Source organism: Desulfovirgula thermocuniculi DSM 16036 (genome assembly GCF_000429345.1).
Taxonomy (GTDB): Bacteria; Bacillota; Desulfotomaculia; order Desulfotomaculales; family Desulfovirgulaceae; genus Desulfovirgula; species Desulfovirgula thermocuniculi.
The window spans coordinates 83,818-100,041 of the sequence record NZ_AUBR01000004.1; the positions used below are offsets into that span (position 1 = coordinate 83,818).

Consider the following 16,224-nt stretch of genomic DNA (forward strand, 5'->3'; position numbering starts at 1 on the left):
GCCTCCCCAGCGGCGGCTTCCGAGGTTCTTAAAAGAATCCTTATGCCCCTCATCGCAGCCGTAGAACCGGCGGGGAGGGAATACTTTACGTAAAAGGAGGTTGGGTTAAGGGTGGAAGCTGTTTTGGTGGCACAGGTGAGGGCCGGCCGCGGCAAGGGCTACCGCAACCGGCTGGCCGCGCAGGGAAAGATACCGGCGGTGGTTTACGGCAAGGCGGTGGGCAGCCTGCCCGTGGAGATCAGCCTGCGGGAGCTGCGCAAATTACTCGGGGGGGAAGTGACCAGGAGCAAAGTGCTGGACCTCAAGATAGCCGGTGACGGCTGGGAGCGCCAGGAAAAGGTTTTGATCAAGGAGATGCAGCACGACCCGCTGACCGGCAGGCTCATCCACGTGGACTTTCACCAGATCTCCCTCACCGAGGAGGTCACCACCACCGTGCCGGTGGAGCTGGTCGGCGAGCCGGTGGGCATAAAGAAGGGCGGCATCCTCCAGCACCAGCTGCGCGAGGTGGAGATCTCCTGCCTGCCCACGGCCATTCCCGAGGCCATTACCGTGGACGTTTCCGGCCTCGACGTGGGAGACACCATCTTCGTGCGCGACCTGGTCGTGCCGGAGGGCGTGAAGGTGCTTGCCGACCCCGACGAGGTGGTGGCCACGGTGGTGGAAGCGGAAGCAGAGGAGGTTGCCGAGGAGGAAGGGAAGGAAGAAGGGGCGGCCAGCAGCTAGGCTTCTCAAGCCTGCCAGCGCGGCATGGCGCGCGGCGCCGGGATCCGTTGCCCGGCGTTTTTCACTTGGCGGCGCTTGGCCGGCCGGTTTACTAAAGTAAAAGCGGGCGGCGCAGGGTGCCCTGGTTTCCTCCGGAGAAGAAGGCGGGTGGTGAAAGCGGGATGTATTTCCGGGACAGGGAGGCAAAGGACCTCATCCTGCCGCGGGAGTTTGAGGAGCTGGCGGAGAGGCAGCTTTACGAGTACAGGAATTTCCTGGGTTACCTGACCTGCCTGAAGCAAAACTGGGAGACGTTTATCAAGACGGGCAAGGTTGATAAGGCCAGGTTTATCAGGCCGGAGGTATTGAGCTCCTGGAAGCGGTCGCGGGAGCGGGGGATTGACCCCTACAGGCTGTACCCCATATCCCTCACGCCGGAAAATTTAAAGCGGAAGCTGGAGGAAAACAGGGAGCTCATCGAGATTGCCTCCCCTTTCCTCGACGCCTTTGCCTCCAACTTAAAGGGCTCCGGCTTTCGCGTGGATCTCTTGGACCGGGACCTGTACATCCTCAAGCAGTTTGGGGAGCCCGAGGTCCTGGAGATGGCCAAGAGGCAGGGCTCCTATCCCGGGGTGAGCAGGAGCGAGGAGGCCACCGGCACCAACGCCATCAACCTGGCGGCCATCCTGGGGCGCCCCATCCAGCTGGTCGGCCCGGAGCACTACAACGCCCAGCTCCAGTACTGGACCTGCTCGGCGGCCCCCATATTTGACGAGCACGAGGGGCTGCTGGGCATCATTAACGTGGCGGGGCATTACCTGAAGGTACACCAGCACACGCTGGGCATGGCCATTGCCTTGAGCAAGGCCATTGAGTTTAGCTGGCGGCAGAACCGCCTGCGCCGGGAAAAAGAGCTGGCCGGCAAGTACATCGAGAGCATTGTGGACTCCATCTTCGACGGCTTGATTGCCTTAAACGGCGAGGGGCGGATCACCGTTTTTAACAGGCCCGCCGGGCAGATCCTGGGCGTAAGCCCCCAGGAGGCCGTCGACCAGGCGGTGGAGGTGATCCTGGGTCCCCAGCCCATCATCCGCGAGGCGCTGCGCACCGGGGAGGCTTACCTGAACAAGGAGCTGGTTTTCCAGGTCAAGAACAAGCGCAAGACGGTCATCGGCAATGTGGTGCCCATTACCAGCAGCGAAGACAACAGCAGGGTCAACGGCGTGCTGGCGGTCTTCAAGGGGCTGACGCACGCGCGGGGGTTCATCAAGAATCTCGCCGGCTTTAAGGCCTACTTTACCTTTGAGGACCTCGTCGGCAGGAGCCCCAACTTTTCCCAAGCGGTGAGCCTCGCGCGGCAGGCGGCCGCCCTGCCCTCCAACATCCTAATCCTGGGCGAGAGCGGGACCGGGAAGGAGATGTTTGCCCAGGCCATTCACAACGCCAGCAACGTGAGTGACGGGCCCTTTGTGGGCATTAACTGCGCGGCCATTCCCGCCGAGCTCATTGAGAGCGAGCTTTTCGGCTATGAAGGAGGTGCCTTTACCGGGGCAAAGCGCGAGGGGCAGCCGGGCAAGTTCGAGCTGGCCGCCGGCGGCACCCTCTTCTTAGACGAGGTTAACGCCATGTCCATGGCCATGCAGGCCAAACTCCTGCGGGTGCTCCAGAACCGCAGCTTCACGAGGATTGGGGGTACGAGCGAAATACCCCTCAAAGCGCGGATCATCGCCGCCTCCAACCGCGACCTGTGGGAGGAAGTGAGGCAGGGCAACTTCCGCGAGGACCTTTTTTACCGGCTTAACGTCATCACCATTGAAATTCCCCCGCTCAGAGAGCGCAAGGAGGACCTTTGGGAGCTGATCGGGCACTTTTGCCAGAAACACGCCAGGAGGCTGGGATCTTCCTTCGAGGTTTCCGAAGAGGCGCTGAAGCTGCTGGAGGCCTACCACTGGCCGGGAAACGTGCGGGAGCTGGAGAACGTGCTGGAGCGCTGCGCGGTGATGGCCTTCAGCCGCTCCAGCCGGCGCATTGAGGCGCAGGACGTCTTGAGCTACCCGGGCATAAAGAAAAGCCTGGAAAAAGGGGAGGTAAGGGTTTCAGGGGAGCCGGTACCCGGCGGTGCGGATACTTTGGAAACAGTAGAGCGGCGCGCCGTCGAGGAGGCCTTAAAGCGGGCCGGCGGGAATATCTCCCGGGCGGCGGCCATGCTGGGCATAACGAGAAAGACCCTCTACCGGAAGATAAAGAAGTACGGAATTTCCCTGCCCACGTAAAAGACAGTTTCGCCTGTATACAAATGACCCACCCGGTTTGCCCGGGTGGGTCATTTGTATACAGGGGGCCGGGTGCACCCCGGGGCGGGCCGTATTTCTGCGGACCGGGCAAGGCCCGTTAAATAAAGAACTGTCGGAAATTTTGGCCGGTCAAAGAATTCTGGCACCGGAATTGCACCTCTGCGGCGCCATGGAAATTGCGGTACGAGGGGCAGGCTGCGGTTATGGTGACGGTGAGGCTGCATGCGGCCTTGAGAAGCTGCCTTCCCCACCAAAGCGGCGTGCTGCGGGTTTCCGCCGCGGAAGGCCTGACGGTGAGGAAGGTCCTGCAGGACCTGGGTGTGAGTTGCGGGGCGGTGGGCCTGGTCTTGGTTAACGGAAAGATGGCCTCGCTTGACCGCCGGCTGTTGCCGGGAGATTGCCTTGAGCTATACCCGATCTTCGGCGGCGGTTAAATTTTTAAACCAGGGAGGCATACTTGGTGGGCTACGGTTTCAGGGGCAAGATCCTGCTGGTGGATTTAACCAAAGCGGAGATCCTGGTGGAAAAGCCCGGGGAGGAGTTTTACCGCGGGTATTTGGGCGGGCCCGGGATCGGCCTGTATTACCTGTTAAGGAGGAGCAACAAAAGGGTTATCGACCCGCTGGGGCCGGAAAACATCCTGGTGTTTGCCCCCGGGCTGCTGGCCGGGACCGGCGCTCCCTGCGCGCCGCGCTACACGGTGGTGGCCAAATCCCCCCTTACGGGAGCGCTGGGCAAGTCGGAAGCGGGAGGGTGGTGGGGGCCGGAGCTTAAGCGCGCCGGGTTTGACGCCGTGGTTATAAAGGGCCGAGCCGCAAGGCCCGTCTACCTCTGGATCAAGGACGGGGAGGCCGAGATCAGGGATGCCTCCCACCTCTGGGGCCTGGAAACCGGCGAGGCGCAGGAGAAAATCCGGTGGGAGCTGGGCGACGAGAAGGTCCAGGTGGCGCAGATAGGCCCGGCGGGCGAAAGGCTGGTGCGGTTCGCCAACATCTGCAATAACCTGGCCCACTTTAACGGCAGAAACGGCCTGGGGGCAGTGATGGGAGCAAAGAACCTGAGAGCCATTGCCGTCAGGGGCACCCGGTCGGTGGAAGTGAAGGACCGGGAAGCGGTGGCCGGCATCCTGCGGTGGGTGGCGGAAAACTACCGTAACCACCCCTTGAGCGCGGCCCTTCACGAGCACGGGACGCCCCTGGGCATAACGACAAACAACGCGGGCGGGTGCCTACCCACCAACCACTGGGAGACGGGCTGCTTTGCCCGCGCGGAGGACATCGGCTCGGAAAAGCTAATCGAAAAGTATCTGGTGAAGCGCGGGGGCTGCTTTGCCTGCCCCATAAGGTGCAAGAGGGTGGTGGAGATCCAAGAGGGCGACCTGCGCGTGGACAGCAGGTACGGCGGCCCGGAATACGAGGCCCTGGCGGCGCTGGGCTCCAACTGCGGCATCGGCAATTTAGCGCTGCTCCTCAAGGCCAACGAGCTGTGCAACCGCTACGGCCTGGACACCATCTCCGTGGGGATGACCATCTCCTTTGCCATGAAGTGCTACGAGGAGGGGATTATCGACCAAAGCCTCACCGACGGCCTGGAGCTGCGCTTTGGTCGCGAGGAAGTGCTGCTGCCCCTGATCGAAAAGATTGCCCGACGCGAGGGCTTTGGCAACCTCCTGGCGGAGGGCAGCAGGGCCGCGGCGGCCCGCTTCGGTAGGCAGAGCGAAAAATACCTCTTGGAAGTCAAGGGGCAGGAGGTGCCCATGCACGACCCCCGGGTGAAGAGCGGCCTCGGCCTCCAGTTTGCCCTGGCGGTTAACGGCGCCGACCACTGGTTTGCCCAGCACGACCCCTTCTTTACCGCCCGGGACTCCTTTGGCGTGCGGGGGATGGCCTCCATAGGGCTGGGCGAGCCCGTGGGCGCCACGGATCTCGACCACCGCAAGGTGAGGCAGGTGCTCTACACCAGCTATTTAAACGGCGCCTACGACATGCTGGGCGTGTGCGTTTTCGGTTATGTGGCGAGGAGCGTCACCCCCCTGGACAAGCTCCTGGCCCTTGTGGAGGCAGTGACGGGCTGGCAGACCAGCTGGTGGGAACTCTTAAAAGCGGGAGAGAGAATGCTAGCTATGGCCAAGGAGTTTAACGCCCGCCAGGGGTTCACCGTTGCCGACGACAGGCTGCCGGAGAAGTTCTTTTCTCCCTTAAAGGGCGGCCCGCGGGACGGGGAGCCGGGCCTGGACCCCGGCAGGTTTGCAGCAGCCGTGAGGCTTTTCTACGAGATGGCCGGATGGGACCCGGGCACGGGGAGGCCCACCGCGGCTAAGCTGTATGAGCTGGACCTGGACTGGCTGGTGGAAAAATAAGGTAAGGGGTGAGCGGCGTTGGTGTTTCCCTTTAGGTTGCCTGAAGTCGTCTACATGGGGCGGGGCGCCCTGGAAAATTTGAGCAGGGAGGTGGAGAGATTTGGGGCCGGCAGGGTCCTGCTGGTTACCGATGCGGGGGTGCAGGCGGCCGGCCTGGACGGGCAAGTGGTGGAGGCCATCGAGAAGGGGGGTGCAAGGGTAGAGGTCTTTGCGGAGGTCGAGCCGGAGCCCAGCACGGAGACGGTGGACAAGGTAGGGCAGCTGGTGCGGGAAGGGGGTTACCAGCTGCTGGTGGGGCTGGGCGGCGGCAGCCCCATGGACGTGGCCAAGGGAGCCGCCGTCCTGGCTACAAACGGGGGCAGCATCAGGGATTACGCGGGCATTGAACTGATCCCGCGTGAGGGCCTTCCCACCATCCTGATTCCCACCACTGCGGGGACGGGCTCCGAAGTTACGCAAAACGCCATTTTTGCCTTCAAAGACGAAAAGGTAAAGAAAGGGGTGGTGAGCCGCTACCTCCTGCCCAAGGTGGCCATCATCGACCCGCTGCTGACCCTTTCCTGCCCTCCTAAGATCACCGCCGCCAGCGGCGTGGACGCGCTGGTGCACGCCATCGAGTCCTACACCGCCCGGCGGGCCACGCCCCACACGGACATTTACGCCCTGGAGGCCGTAAGGCTGATTTCCTCAAGCCTGCGGGCGGCGGTGTTTAACGGCGGCGACCTGGAGGCGCGGGAGAAAATGGCCATGGGGTCTTTCTTTGCCGGAGTATCTCTGGCCAACGCCGGCGTAGGGGCCGTCCACGCCCTGGCCTACCCGCTGGGAGGGCGGTTCGGCGTGAGCCACGGGGTTTCCAACGCCCTTCTCCTGGCGCCGGTCATGGAGTTTAACTGCGTGAGCAGCCTGCCCAAGTTTGCCCGCATTGCCGAGGCCATGGGCGAGCCGGTTGGCGGGAAGTCTCTCCGGGAGGCCGCCATGCTGGCCGTAAAGGCGGTCAGGGAGCTGGTGCAGGATGTGGGCATACCCCAGTCCCTGCGCGAGGTGGGCGTCTCCGAGGAGGATATTGCGCAGCTGGCTGTCGATGCCGAAAAGCAGACGCGCCTTTTGAGCAACAACCCCAGGGCCATGACCCGGGAGGACATTGAGGCCGTTTATCGCAAGGTTCTGTAGGAAAAAAGGGGGGAGTTGGTAGATATGTTTTTTAAAGCGCGTACCGGGATAGTTTTCCTGCTAGTTGCTTTCTTGGTGACATTGCTGGTGGCAGGTTGCGGAGGCGGCGGTGCTTCTAAGGGAGAAGTAAAGGAAGTAAAAATAGGCAATATTCTGCCACTTTCAGGTTCTGCAGCGCCTCTCGGCAAGATCGGCAAAGAAGCCAGGGAGATGGCCGTGGAGGAAATAAACGCGGCAGGGGGCATCAAGTCCCTGGGCGGGGCGAAAATCAAAATGATCTTTGCCGATAGTAAAGGTGACCCGGCAACGGGGGTGGCCGAAGCCGAACGCCTTATCACGCAGGAAAGGGTTGCCCTTATAACCGGTACCTATCAAAGCGGTGTGGCGCTTCCCGTAAGCGAGGTTACCGAGCGTTACAAGGTGCCGTTCTTCGTCCCCGTTCCCTCTGAGGACGTAATCACGGAGCGTGGCTTTAAGTACGTGTTTCGCTTGGCAGAGAAAACCAGCTGGAGGAACAGGGAACAGGTAAAATTTATCCAGGATATGGCAAGCAAGTTCGGTACACCTGTTAAAACAGTGGCCCTCATATACGAAGATACTGCCTGGGGCCAGGGTGCAGCCAAGGGCTGGGAAAAATACCTGGGAGAGGCAGGCCTGCAAATTGTGCTAAAGGAGCCCTACCCGCGCAACTCTTCTGACCTGACACCGGTGGTGTTGAAAGTAAAGCAATTAAAGCCTGACATCATCTTCCTGTGCTCATATGTGTCAGACGCGGCTTTGCTGACCAATACCTTTGCCGAGCACAAGGTTAAGCCCCTGGCCTTTATTGGGACAAGCGGCGGCTTTGCCGACCCGGTATACTTTAAAACCACAGGGGACAATTGCGAATACTTCTTCGATATATCCACCTGGGAGCCTGATGTGAACCGGCCGTTTTCAAAGGAAGTTAACGAGAAGTTCAAGCAAAAGTACGGTTACGACATGAATGCCGAAGCCGTAAAGGCCTATGTAGCCATGTATGTAATTAAAGACGCTTTGGAGAGAGCGGGCTCCCTGGATCCGGAAGCAATACGCAAGGCTTTGGCGGAAACGAAATTAACCAGCGGTGTCACGCAGATGTACGCGCCGGAAATTGCCTTTGATGAAAGCGGCCAAATGATTCACGCTCCGCTGGTAATCTGCCAGTTCCGGAAAGTGGACGGAAAGATGGAGCGGGTAACGGTGTGGCCGGAAAAGGATGCCCGCCCGGGTTGGAAGCCTGTGTGGCCGTTCCCCGGCTGGGACAAGAAGTAGCTAAAAGTGAAGCGAGGGACGGCCGTTTGCGGCTGTCCCTCGCTTGAAGCAAGATTATGGAGGTCGGTGGCATGGGCTTGCTGTCTGCAGTGGTTAACGGCATTTTGATGGGCGGGATTTACGGCTTACTGGCCCTTGGTTTAACGCTGATCTTTGGCATAATGAAGATTATTAACTTTGCCCACGGTGCCTTCTTAATGGTGGCCATGATCCTGTCTTACTGGTTATGGAGAATTATGGGGCTGGACCCTTACCTGAGCATAGTAGTAATAATTCCTCTGATGTTTGTATTAGGCTACTTAACCCAGCGTTACCTTATCAAGCCCGTTCTTGATGCCGAAAAAGATGTGAGAGAGCCTATAGGTGCTTTGTTGCTTACCGCGGGCTTGTCGGTGGCCATAGAAAATTTTGTCCTCATGGTCTTTGGGGCCGATTACTTGATGGCACAGACATCGTACTCGGGGGCCAGTATCAATCTTTCCGGCCTTTCCATCAGTGTACCCCGGCTATATGCTTTTATAGCAACATTAATTGTTACCGTTTTATTTTATCAGTTCTTGAATAAAACGGAGCTGGGAAGGGCCATGCGGGCAACCGGCCAGGACCGCGGTGTCGCATTACTGATGGGCATAAATGTGCCTAAAGTTTACGGTATTGCTTTTGGGATTGGTACGGCCATTGCCGGCTTAACGGGCATCTTTTTAATCCCCTTTTATTACGCCCACCCCACCGTTGGCGAGGTCTTTATTACCAAGGCCTTTATTATAGTGGTCCTGGGAGGTCTGGGTAGCGTTCCCGGAGCCCTCGTAGGGGGTCTGCTGATTGGTCTGGTGGAGTCTGTTGCCGCCCAGTATATGACAGCTACATGGACAGCTATTTTGGTTTATTTCGCCTTTTTGGTGTTTCTGCTCTTTAGGCCCTCCGGGCTGTTTGGTTCAAGATACGAGTGGTAGGTGATGAAAAGTTGGCACGCTTGGCTTCCCCAAGATACTACTTGCCAGTATTACTTATCCTTTTGCTTTTTGCCTTGCCGCTATTTGTAAAAAGCCCTTATTACCTCCATATCATGGCCATGGTCCTTTTCTGGGCATATATGGCGACGGCCTGGAACATTGTGGGCGGTTTTGCCGGCCAGCTGTCTTTAGGGCACGGGGCTTACGTGGCTGCTGGGGCATATACATCTTCGCTTCTTTTTGCTTACCTGGGCATTTCGCCCTGGTTTGGCATGTTCATCGGAGGGCTTGTGGCCGGTTTGATGGGCTTCTTAGTGGGGTATCCAACCTTGCGCCTGAGAGGTGCCTATTACGCGCTGGCCACGGTGGGCTTTGCTGAGGGGTTCAGGGTTATTCTGACAAATACCACGCACATAGGAAAGTGGAAAACTGGCGGGGCAGAAGGCTTCATGATCCCGCTGTTAGGCAATGCTCCCCAGCACATGCAATTTATTTCTAAAGTGCCTTATTATTACCTGATCTTAGTGTTGTTTTTAATTCTCGTCTTGATCTGCAGGTGGATTGACGGTTCTAAGCTGGGTTATTACCTAACGGCACTGAGGGAGGATGAGGATGCGGCGTTGGCCCTGGGGATAAATACAGCCAGGGTTAAACTGGTGGCCGCAACGCTGAGCGCCTTCTTTGCCGGTGTTGGCGGTGTGTTTTACGCCCAGCTGATTCGTTACCTGGAACCAAATGCCATTGCCGGGCCGATCATGTCTAACCAGATTGTTTTCCTGGCCATAGTCGGGGGCAGGGGTACCGTACTCGGCCCGGCCCTTGGGGGTTTGGTGCTGACGCTTATAGGTGAAATCACCAGGGTAGTCTTCAACCAGATAATGGGGCTGCACCTGTTCTTGTACGGACTGCTGGTGGTTTTGTTTGTTATCTTCAAGCCGCGGGGCTTAATAGAGTTTCTCGAGGTCCTGTGGAACAGGCTGGTTAATTTGCTCGAAAGAAGGGAGGGGAAGCATGCCGCATAGGGCACTGCTTGAGTTAAGAAATGTTACCATTAAATTTGGCGGCTTGATAGCGGTAAATGATCTGAGTTTCACGGTAAACGAAGGCGAAATTGTCGGCCTGATTGGTCCTAACGGGGCGGGAAAAACGACAGTCTTCAACCTTATAAGTGGTGTCTACAGGCCAACAAAGGGTGAAATTTACTTTAATGGCGAAAATATCGTGGGCTTAAAGCCATATCAGGTGTGCCAAAAGGGCATCGGGCGCACATTTCAGCTAGTGAAGCCATTTGGCAACAAGACCGTTCTATATAACGTCATGGTTGGCGCTTTTCTGCATACAAATAACACGCATGTTAGCAGAGAAAAAGCCCTGGAGGTTTTAAAGCTGGTTGGGCTACACCATAGAAAGGATATGCTGGCCAAAAACCTTACCATTGTCGACCGCAAAAAGCTTGAAGTGGCCAAGGCCCTTGCTACAGAACCGAAACTGCTTTTGCTGGATGAAGTGTTAGCGGGTCTAAATCCCGCAGAGGTTAATGAGGCAATTGAAGTAATTAAAAGAATCCACCGTGCGGGCGTTACCATCTTGCTTATCGAGCACGTTTTAAAAGCGGCCATGGCCTTGTCGCAGAGAGTGGTGGTAATTGATTACGGGCGAAAAATTGCCGAGGGCCCGCCGGAAGAGGTAACCAATAATCCGGAAGTAATAAAAGCTTATTTGGGTGAGAGATATGGCGCTGCTAGAAATTGAAAAAATAAGCGTTTTTTATGGGGAAATGTGTGTGTTGAGGGACGTCTCTCTCCAGGTGGAGAGGGGAGAGGTCATTTGTGTCGTGGGAGCAAACGGCGCAGGAAAAAGCACCTTGATAAACACGATATCGGGGGTTTTAAAGCCCAGGTCCGGCAAAATAATTTTTAATGGTGAAGAGATCACTCACTTAGAGCCCTACCAAATTGTAGAAAAGGGGATAATCCAGGTCCCGGAGGGCAGAAGGCTTTTTCTCAATATGACCGTTGAGGAAAATCTCCTCTTGGGTTCATATACGCCGCGGAGCCGCAAGAAGAGAAAGGAAAACCTGGAAAAGATATTTACCTTACTTCCCCGGCTGGCGGAAAGAAGGAAACAAATTGCCAGGACCATGAGCGGCGGCGAGCAGCAGATGCTGGCCATTGGCCGGGCTATGATGGCCGACCCGCAGTTAATCATGTTTGACGAGCCGTCGCTGGGCCTGGCACCAAAAGTGGTCGACCATGTGCTGGAATTAATTAAAAATATTGCCGCACAAGGAGTTACGGTTCTACTCGTAGAGCAAAACGTCCACCACGCCCTCGAACTGTCCACAAGAGGTTATGTTTTAGAAAACGGCACCGTTGTTCTCTCGGGGACCGCCCACGAGTTACTGAACAACCCGCACGTGAAGACGGCTTACCTCGGCCTTTAAGGGAGAGCGGGTCACACCTTCCCCCACCCTCCCGCATAAAATGGCTATTGAACCATTTTGTGCTAGGAGGGTGTTTTTTGTGTCCGAGCCGCAGCTGCAGTATTACGGGAACCTGGAAGTGACCCTCACCATCATCGAGCGGCTGCGCCAGCTGGTGGGCAGGCAGGTAACGGTGTACGTGAGCCACGTGATGCGGCACCAGGTGGGCTCCCTGGAAGTGACGGGCATGCTGCACGCGGTGGGCATCGACTACCTGGAGGTCCACGTGATGCCCCCCGGAGGCGCGGCCACCCAGGTGGTCATCCCTATCCATGCCGTGGGGGCCGTATCCGTGGGTGCTCCTCTAGCTGGCCCGCCCATGCCGCCCACCATGCCACCGCGGCCGCCGGTACCGCCCGTCGGCAGCCTGTAAAGGCTAAAGCCCCGGTGAAAGCCTGCCACCGGGGCTTTTTTACGGGCCGAGGGGCTGCGCGATGGCCTGGCCCGTGTAGAGATCCATGGTCAGGTTTCGGTTGTAAGCGGGTACGGGGTTGTTTTCCGCCACATGAACTTTCGTGGCCTCCACCGTAATTTTCACTCTGGCCCCGCGCCTGGTGATGGCGGCGGAGAGCCCGTCAATGAGGCGAAAGAAGCGGTACATGGGCAGGAGGTGCGGCGGGAATTCCGGCGGCAGCTCTTCCTCGGAGTGGTGGTGGTACTTGATGAGGAGCACCACATCGGGGCTCAGCCTGTAAATGCCTTCGGCCAGGGCGGCGCTCCTAAAGGCGTGCAGGTGGCCCGGCTCGAAGACCTCCCGCGGGTTGACCACGTCGCCGGGCTTTAAAACGGGCTGCACCTTGGCCAGGTCGTGGAAAATGGCCGCTGCCACGAGGGAGTTCTTTTCCATGCCCGGCAGTTCCATCAGCCCCTGGTTGAAGGTGTCGGCAATGAGCTTGAGGATGTTGATGACGTGGCGGTAAACGCCCTGGGAGATGATGCCCGTAATGCGGATTTTGCCTGTGCGGGGGTCGTACTCGTCGGTGTACTCCACAATTGACTGCAGGCGGGCGGCCAGGCGCAGGTCGGGAAGCATGACGGCCAGGGCCTGCTCCGCCTCTTCCTTGGCGGTTTTAAGCAGGTTCATGAGGTTGTGCTCGGCCGAAACGTCGGAAAAGACGAGGAGGTACCTGTCTTTTGCCCCCGGAACCGGGCTGAGCTTGCGGCTCCAGCAACGGTAGTACCTCTGGGGGGAAGATTTTATGGTTTGGGCAGGCTTCGCCACGCACCACTTGACAACCTCTTCTGCCCCCATCTTTGTTTCTTTAAAGATATTCTCCGCCATGGGAGTGGCAAAGAGCACGTCACCGCTTTCGTCGACCAGGGCTATGCCCACGGGAAAATAGTCCGCCAGCTCGCACACAGCCTGAGCGAAGTCGGATGGGGAGATGCCGTCCATAATTTACCTCCCGCAAAATATTTTACCTGCCCGGAGGATTTCAGGCGGAGATCTCCGGAGAAGGCTTGCCCAGGTGATAGCCCTGGCACAGGGTGACCCCCAGGCGTTTAAGCGCTTCGCACGTCTCAGCCGTCTCCACCCATTCGGCTATGGGCTCAATACCCAGCTTGCGCAGCAAAGCCACCATCTGCTCCACAATCAACTTGCACCTGGAGCTGCGCGTGAGGTCCCTCACCAGGGAGCCTTCGATCTTCACAAAGTAGCAGTCGAAGTAGCGCAGGTAAAGGAAGGAGGAAAACCCGCTGCCGAAGTCGTCCAGGGCCAGCCTGATGCCCGCGTTTTGCAGCTCCAGGGCAAAGGCAAGCACCTTGCCTATGTCCCTCACGGCCTGCCTTTCCGTCAGCTCCACCACCAGGCGCTCCGGCCGCAGGTGATAACGACGCAGGAGGCCCAGGAATTTGTTCACCACGTCCTCCTGCTCCACTTCCTGCAGGGCGCAGTTGATAAAGATGAGGTGCTCGGCACTCCTCTGGCTGAATTTGGCCAGGGCCTTTTCCAGGCATCTTATGGTGACCTGGTGGATGAGGTTGGTGTCCTCGGCTAGCTCGGCAAAAAAGGCCGCGGGGTAAAGCTGGCCCTGGAGGGAGATCCTGGCCAGCACTTCAAAGCCCACGGTACTGCCGGTGGTGGTGTCGACGATGGGCTGAAAGTAGGGGATGATGCCATCGTCGTGCAGCAGGGCCTCTTTTAAGAGGACGCTCTTCTCGTGTTTTTGGGTCAGCTCCGCCTGGCCCTTGCTTACCTCCAGTACCTCCACGCGGTTCTTCCCCCGCCGCTTGGCCATAATTCCGGCCATTTCCGCAGCCGTTAAAAGGTCGTTGGCGGAGGAGCCATGGAGGGGAAAGGAGGAGACGCCCACGCTTACGGTGACGCCCAGGTCCTCCTCCACGGGCCGCTGCCTTTCCACTTCCTGGCGGAGCTGCTCGGCCAGCGAGAGCGCTTCGCGCAGGTCCCTAGCCGGGCAGATGACCCCGAAGGAGTTGCTACCCGTTCTGGAGGTGACCATCTCCGGGGAGGAAAAAATCTCCTTGATGGTGCCCGCAACGGCCCTCAGCACGGCATCCCCCACCACGTACCCGTAAATGTCGTTAATGAAGCGCAGGTTGTCCACGTCGACCCACACGATGCTTAAGGATTCATTCTGGCGCCGGGCGTACTCCAGAGCCCTGTCCAGTTCCTTTTGGAAGGGCTCCCGGTTTAAAAGCCCGGTCAGCGGGTCAACCTCGGTAAGCAGGCGCAGGGATTTGAGGGACTCCTCCTGGTAACCAAGGTAGAGGCAGCCCAGCTCCAGGAGGGCGGCCATGAAGAGCGCCTGCAGTTCTTGCGGCTGGGAAGGAAAAGATGCACGCTGGAGGGTTTCCCGGAGAAAAAGGTTGCCGATGGACACCAGCGCTCCTAGCACCTCTTCCACGGTCCTTTCCTGCCCGTAGAGGGCCTGCCCCTTTTGGAAGGCCTCCTGGCAGTAGCAAGCCAGGCGGGGGAGGTCACCAAGAGCCCCCTTTATACGGGCGAGGAGGTGCTCCAGCTGCTTGTGCTCGGCTTCGGGGAGCAAGGGAGGTTGTTCCTGCAAAATTTTTAGTAAGCTGGCCAGTGCTTTTTCCGTCAGCATCTTGACAAGAGCGGACTCCCTTCTCTCAGTTCTTGGGAGGTACCTCCCCTTCGCAGACAACCACGTTTTTGCCTTTTTTCTTGGCCTGGTAGAGGGCTTTGTCAGCCAGCATGATCAGGTCGTTGGGGGATATCGATCCTTTTCCGCGGTAACCCGCTGCCCCGATGCTGGTGGTGATGGAGCTTTTCGTGCCCGGGATGGTGAGGTTGGCGGCTATCTGGCTGCGTATTCTTTCCAGGGCGATCACCGCCCTGTTGAGGTCTGTATTGGGCAGCACGACGAGGAACTCTTCCCCTCCATAGCGGAAGACCTTGTCGCCGCCGCGCAGGCTTTTCTTGATGATCACGGCTGCTGCGCGCAGCACCTCGTCGCCGGCGTGGTGGCCGTATTCGTCGTTGACCGTTTTGAAGTTGTCCAGGTCCAGCATGGCCACTACCAGCGGGCTTTCCCTTTCCTGGGCCTCTTTGAGCATCTGGTTGAGATCAGGGTAGAGGGCCAGGCGGTTGTAAAGGCCGGTGAGAGGGTCGCGCTCGATGCGGTCTTTGAGCTGGAGGAGGAAGGTGTCTATGACCACCAGTATTTGCGCCAGGAACTCCGTGGCCCGGTCGATGTAGATCCACTGAATGGCGTCGCTGTCGCGGCGGACGCCCATAATCTCTCTTAAGGCGCGCGTGTGCACGTCCAGGATGTTGGACGTCTGGATCTGGTGCTCGCCGAGCTGGCCGGTCAGGTAGCTGTATGCTTCCAGGAGAACGCCCTCTGCCCCGCCCTCGCACACGTAGCGCTCCAGATAGTTTTTGTAAGTTTCGTAAAAGCTTTCTACGGCCACCTTTACCTCCACCTCTTTCCCACCAGCACGCTGGCGTCATCTTCCGGAAGGCCGAACTTCTCCAGGATGCACAGCACCAGCCCCATTCCCCACCGCTCCGGCAGGCCGTGGTGCAGGGCGGGCACGAACCCCCTCCTTATACCGTCGGAGCAAACGATGACGCCTTCTACCCCGGCGAGGCTGACTTCCCTCACCGCGGGCGTTACTTTGCGCCCCCCCACCACGCCGGGTTGGGTAAAAAGGAGATCTGCTTTGCGGGGGCTCCTCACAAGCCACCCTCTCATGTTGCCCACCATGATGTACCGCAAAACAAGAGGCGCGAAAAAACCCACGAAGAGGGCGCACCCTCTCCGCCGCGCCGCCACAGCCTCGGCTGCCCCGAAGTAGGCCTCCGGGGAACTTCCCATCACCTCTTCCAATGCTTCCAGCATTTCCCGGGCGCTCGCGTGGGCTTCCTCGCCGTGCCCCAGGACGTCTGCCACGACGGCCAGAACGCCGCCCTCTGCCGCCCGCACCCAGCAAAAATCTCCCCCGGCCTCTTCTCCCCTGCGCGGCCTCCAGCAGCCCCAGAAGCTCCAGCCCTGCCCTTCCGCCTGCAGGGTGCGGAGGCTCAAAAGCGGCGCCTCCTCTTTTCGGCCACCACCACCGTTCCCCTGCCGGGGGCCGAGTAGATGGCAAAGGAGTCCATCAAGCGCTTCACGCCGGAGAGGCCGATGCCCAGGCTGCGCTCGTAGGTAGTGTAGCCTTTGGTGAGCACAAGCTCCACGTCGGGGATGCCGGGGCCCTGGTCGGCGGCAATGATCTCCATGGAGGGGCCGCTTTTGCCCTCTTCTTTTTTCCGGAGCATGATGCGCCCCTGCTGGGCGTAGCGGTAGATATTGCGGGCCAGCTCGGATACGGCGGTGGCTACCTTGGTGGTGTCGGCCAGGGAAAATCCCATTTCCTGGGCCAGCTTCTTGGCCATCTGCCTGGCCACGGCAATGTCCTCCTCTTTGGCTATGCGCACCACCACGTCAAACTCGTGGGACTGGCTGGCCAGAATGGCCTCGAGCTTTTCCAAATCCATGGTTCACC

Annotated in this window: 16 protein-coding genes; 11 read left to right on the forward strand and 5 right to left on the reverse strand. The window is 58.7% G+C overall.

Features of this window, described 5'->3' with window-relative positions:
- Positions 1-111 precede the first annotated feature (111 nt).
- The 11 genes from G454_RS0101550 (at position 112) to G454_RS0101600 (ending at position 11,629) form a co-directional block, all read left to right on the forward strand.
- Entirely contained in the window at positions 112-726 is a 615-nt protein-coding gene (locus G454_RS0101550) for a 50S ribosomal protein L25/general stress protein Ctc (RefSeq protein ID WP_027717171.1), read from the forward strand.
- Between the two features lie 161 nt (positions 727-887).
- Complete coding sequence (locus G454_RS0101555; protein WP_051275748.1) at positions 888-2,978, forward strand: sigma-54-dependent Fis family transcriptional regulator; 2,091 nt, start codon at positions 888-890, stop codon at positions 2,976-2,978.
- A gap of 224 nt (positions 2,979-3,202) precedes the next feature.
- Positions 3,203-3,433 (forward strand): MoaD/ThiS family protein, encoded by a 231-nt coding sequence (locus tag G454_RS0101560; RefSeq protein WP_027717173.1) that lies wholly within the window; start codon positions 3,203-3,205, stop codon positions 3,431-3,433.
- Positions 3,434-3,459: 26 nt separating this feature from the next.
- Positions 3,460-5,358: an aldehyde ferredoxin oxidoreductase family protein gene (locus tag G454_RS0101565; protein WP_027717174.1), complete on the forward strand. Its 1,899-nt coding sequence runs from the start codon at positions 3,460-3,462 to the stop codon at positions 5,356-5,358.
- Between the two features lie 21 nt (positions 5,359-5,379).
- Positions 5,380-6,528: an iron-containing alcohol dehydrogenase gene (locus tag G454_RS0101570; RefSeq protein ID WP_211229890.1), complete on the forward strand. Its 1,149-nt coding sequence runs from the start codon at positions 5,380-5,382 to the stop codon at positions 6,526-6,528.
- Between the two features lie 24 nt (positions 6,529-6,552).
- The gene (locus G454_RS0101575) at positions 6,553-7,821 is read left to right on the forward strand and encodes an ABC transporter substrate-binding protein (RefSeq protein ID WP_051275749.1); all 1,269 of its coding nucleotides are present in this window, start codon (positions 6,553-6,555) and stop codon (positions 7,819-7,821) included.
- A 71-nt stretch (positions 7,822-7,892) separates the two neighbouring features.
- The gene (locus G454_RS0101580) at positions 7,893-8,774 is read left to right on the forward strand and encodes a branched-chain amino acid ABC transporter permease (protein WP_027717177.1); all 882 of its coding nucleotides are present in this window, start codon (positions 7,893-7,895) and stop codon (positions 8,772-8,774) included.
- Positions 8,775-8,887: 113 nt separating this feature from the next.
- Positions 8,888-9,796, forward strand: a complete 909-nt coding sequence (locus tag G454_RS0101585; RefSeq protein ID WP_211229891.1) for a branched-chain amino acid ABC transporter permease — start codon at positions 8,888-8,890, stop codon at positions 9,794-9,796.
- On the forward strand, positions 9,786-10,526 hold the full coding sequence (locus G454_RS0101590; protein ID WP_027717179.1) for an ABC transporter ATP-binding protein: 741 nt from the start codon (positions 9,786-9,788) through the stop codon (positions 10,524-10,526). Before G454_RS0101585 ends, G454_RS0101590 begins: the two co-directional genes overlap by 11 nt.
- Positions 10,527-10,551: 25 nt before the next feature.
- On the forward strand, positions 10,552-11,217 hold the full coding sequence (locus G454_RS0101595; RefSeq protein WP_483782828.1) for an ABC transporter ATP-binding protein: 666 nt from the start codon (positions 10,552-10,554) through the stop codon (positions 11,215-11,217).
- Between the two features lie 79 nt (positions 11,218-11,296).
- Positions 11,297-11,629, forward strand: a complete 333-nt coding sequence (locus G454_RS0101600) for a hypothetical protein (RefSeq protein ID WP_027717181.1) — start codon at positions 11,297-11,299, stop codon at positions 11,627-11,629.
- A gap of 39 nt (positions 11,630-11,668) precedes the next feature.
- On the opposite strand, the gene G454_RS22260 is transcribed toward G454_RS0101600, so the two are convergent.
- Genes G454_RS22260 through G454_RS0101625 form a run of 5 tightly spaced genes read right to left on the reverse strand, consistent with a single transcriptional unit; the run spans position 11,669 to position 16,216 of the window.
- Complete coding sequence (locus G454_RS22260) at positions 11,669-12,652, reverse strand: HD domain-containing protein (RefSeq protein ID WP_245574268.1); 984 nt, start codon at positions 12,650-12,652, stop codon at positions 11,669-11,671.
- Positions 12,653-12,692: 40 nt separating this feature from the next.
- Entirely contained in the window at positions 12,693-14,321 is a 1,629-nt protein-coding gene (locus G454_RS0101610; RefSeq protein WP_027717182.1) for a putative bifunctional diguanylate cyclase/phosphodiesterase, read from the reverse strand.
- Between the two features lie 25 nt (positions 14,322-14,346).
- Positions 14,347-15,162: a GGDEF domain-containing protein gene (locus tag G454_RS0101615; protein ID WP_245574269.1), complete on the reverse strand. Its 816-nt coding sequence runs from the start codon at positions 15,160-15,162 to the stop codon at positions 14,347-14,349.
- Positions 15,153-15,764 carry a PP2C family serine/threonine-protein phosphatase gene (locus G454_RS0101620; protein ID WP_027717184.1) on the reverse strand — a complete coding sequence of 204 codons (612 nt, stop codon included), beginning with the start codon at positions 15,762-15,764 and terminating at the stop codon, positions 15,153-15,155. The genes G454_RS0101615 and G454_RS0101620 overlap by 10 nt, the downstream gene beginning before the upstream one ends.
- On the reverse strand, positions 15,761-16,216 hold the full coding sequence (locus G454_RS0101625) for an anti-sigma regulatory factor (RefSeq protein WP_051275751.1): 456 nt from the start codon (positions 16,214-16,216) through the stop codon (positions 15,761-15,763). The genes G454_RS0101620 and G454_RS0101625 overlap by 4 nt, the downstream gene beginning before the upstream one ends.
- Positions 16,217-16,224: the final 8 nt, after the last annotated feature.

Coding starts and splice junctions, on each gene's coding strand:
- G454_RS0101555 (WP_051275748.1), top strand. CDS start 888: ATGTATTTCCGGGACAGGGAGGCAAAGGACCTCATCCTGCCGCGGGAG.
- G454_RS0101560 (WP_027717173.1), top strand. CDS start 3,203: ATGGTGACGGTGAGGCTGCATGCGGCCTTGAGAAGCTGCCTTCCCCAC.
- G454_RS0101575 (WP_051275749.1), top strand. CDS start 6,553: ATGTTTTTTAAAGCGCGTACCGGGATAGTTTTCCTGCTAGTTGCTTTC.
- G454_RS0101580 (WP_027717177.1), top strand. CDS start 7,893: ATGGGCTTGCTGTCTGCAGTGGTTAACGGCATTTTGATGGGCGGGATT.
- G454_RS0101585 (WP_211229891.1), top strand. CDS start 8,888: ATGGCCATGGTCCTTTTCTGGGCATATATGGCGACGGCCTGGAACATT.
- G454_RS0101590 (WP_027717179.1), top strand. CDS start 9,786: ATGCCGCATAGGGCACTGCTTGAGTTAAGAAATGTTACCATTAAATTT.
- G454_RS0101595 (WP_483782828.1), top strand. CDS start 10,552: ATGTGTGTGTTGAGGGACGTCTCTCTCCAGGTGGAGAGGGGAGAGGTC.
- G454_RS22260 (WP_245574268.1), bottom strand. CDS start 12,652: ATGGACGGCATCTCCCCATCCGACTTCGCTCAGGCTGTGTGCGAGCTG.
- G454_RS0101610 (WP_027717182.1), bottom strand. CDS start 14,321: ATGCTGACGGAAAAAGCACTGGCCAGCTTACTAAAAATTTTGCAGGAA.
- G454_RS0101625 (WP_051275751.1), bottom strand. CDS start 16,216: ATGGATTTGGAAAAGCTCGAGGCCATTCTGGCCAGCCAGTCCCACGAG.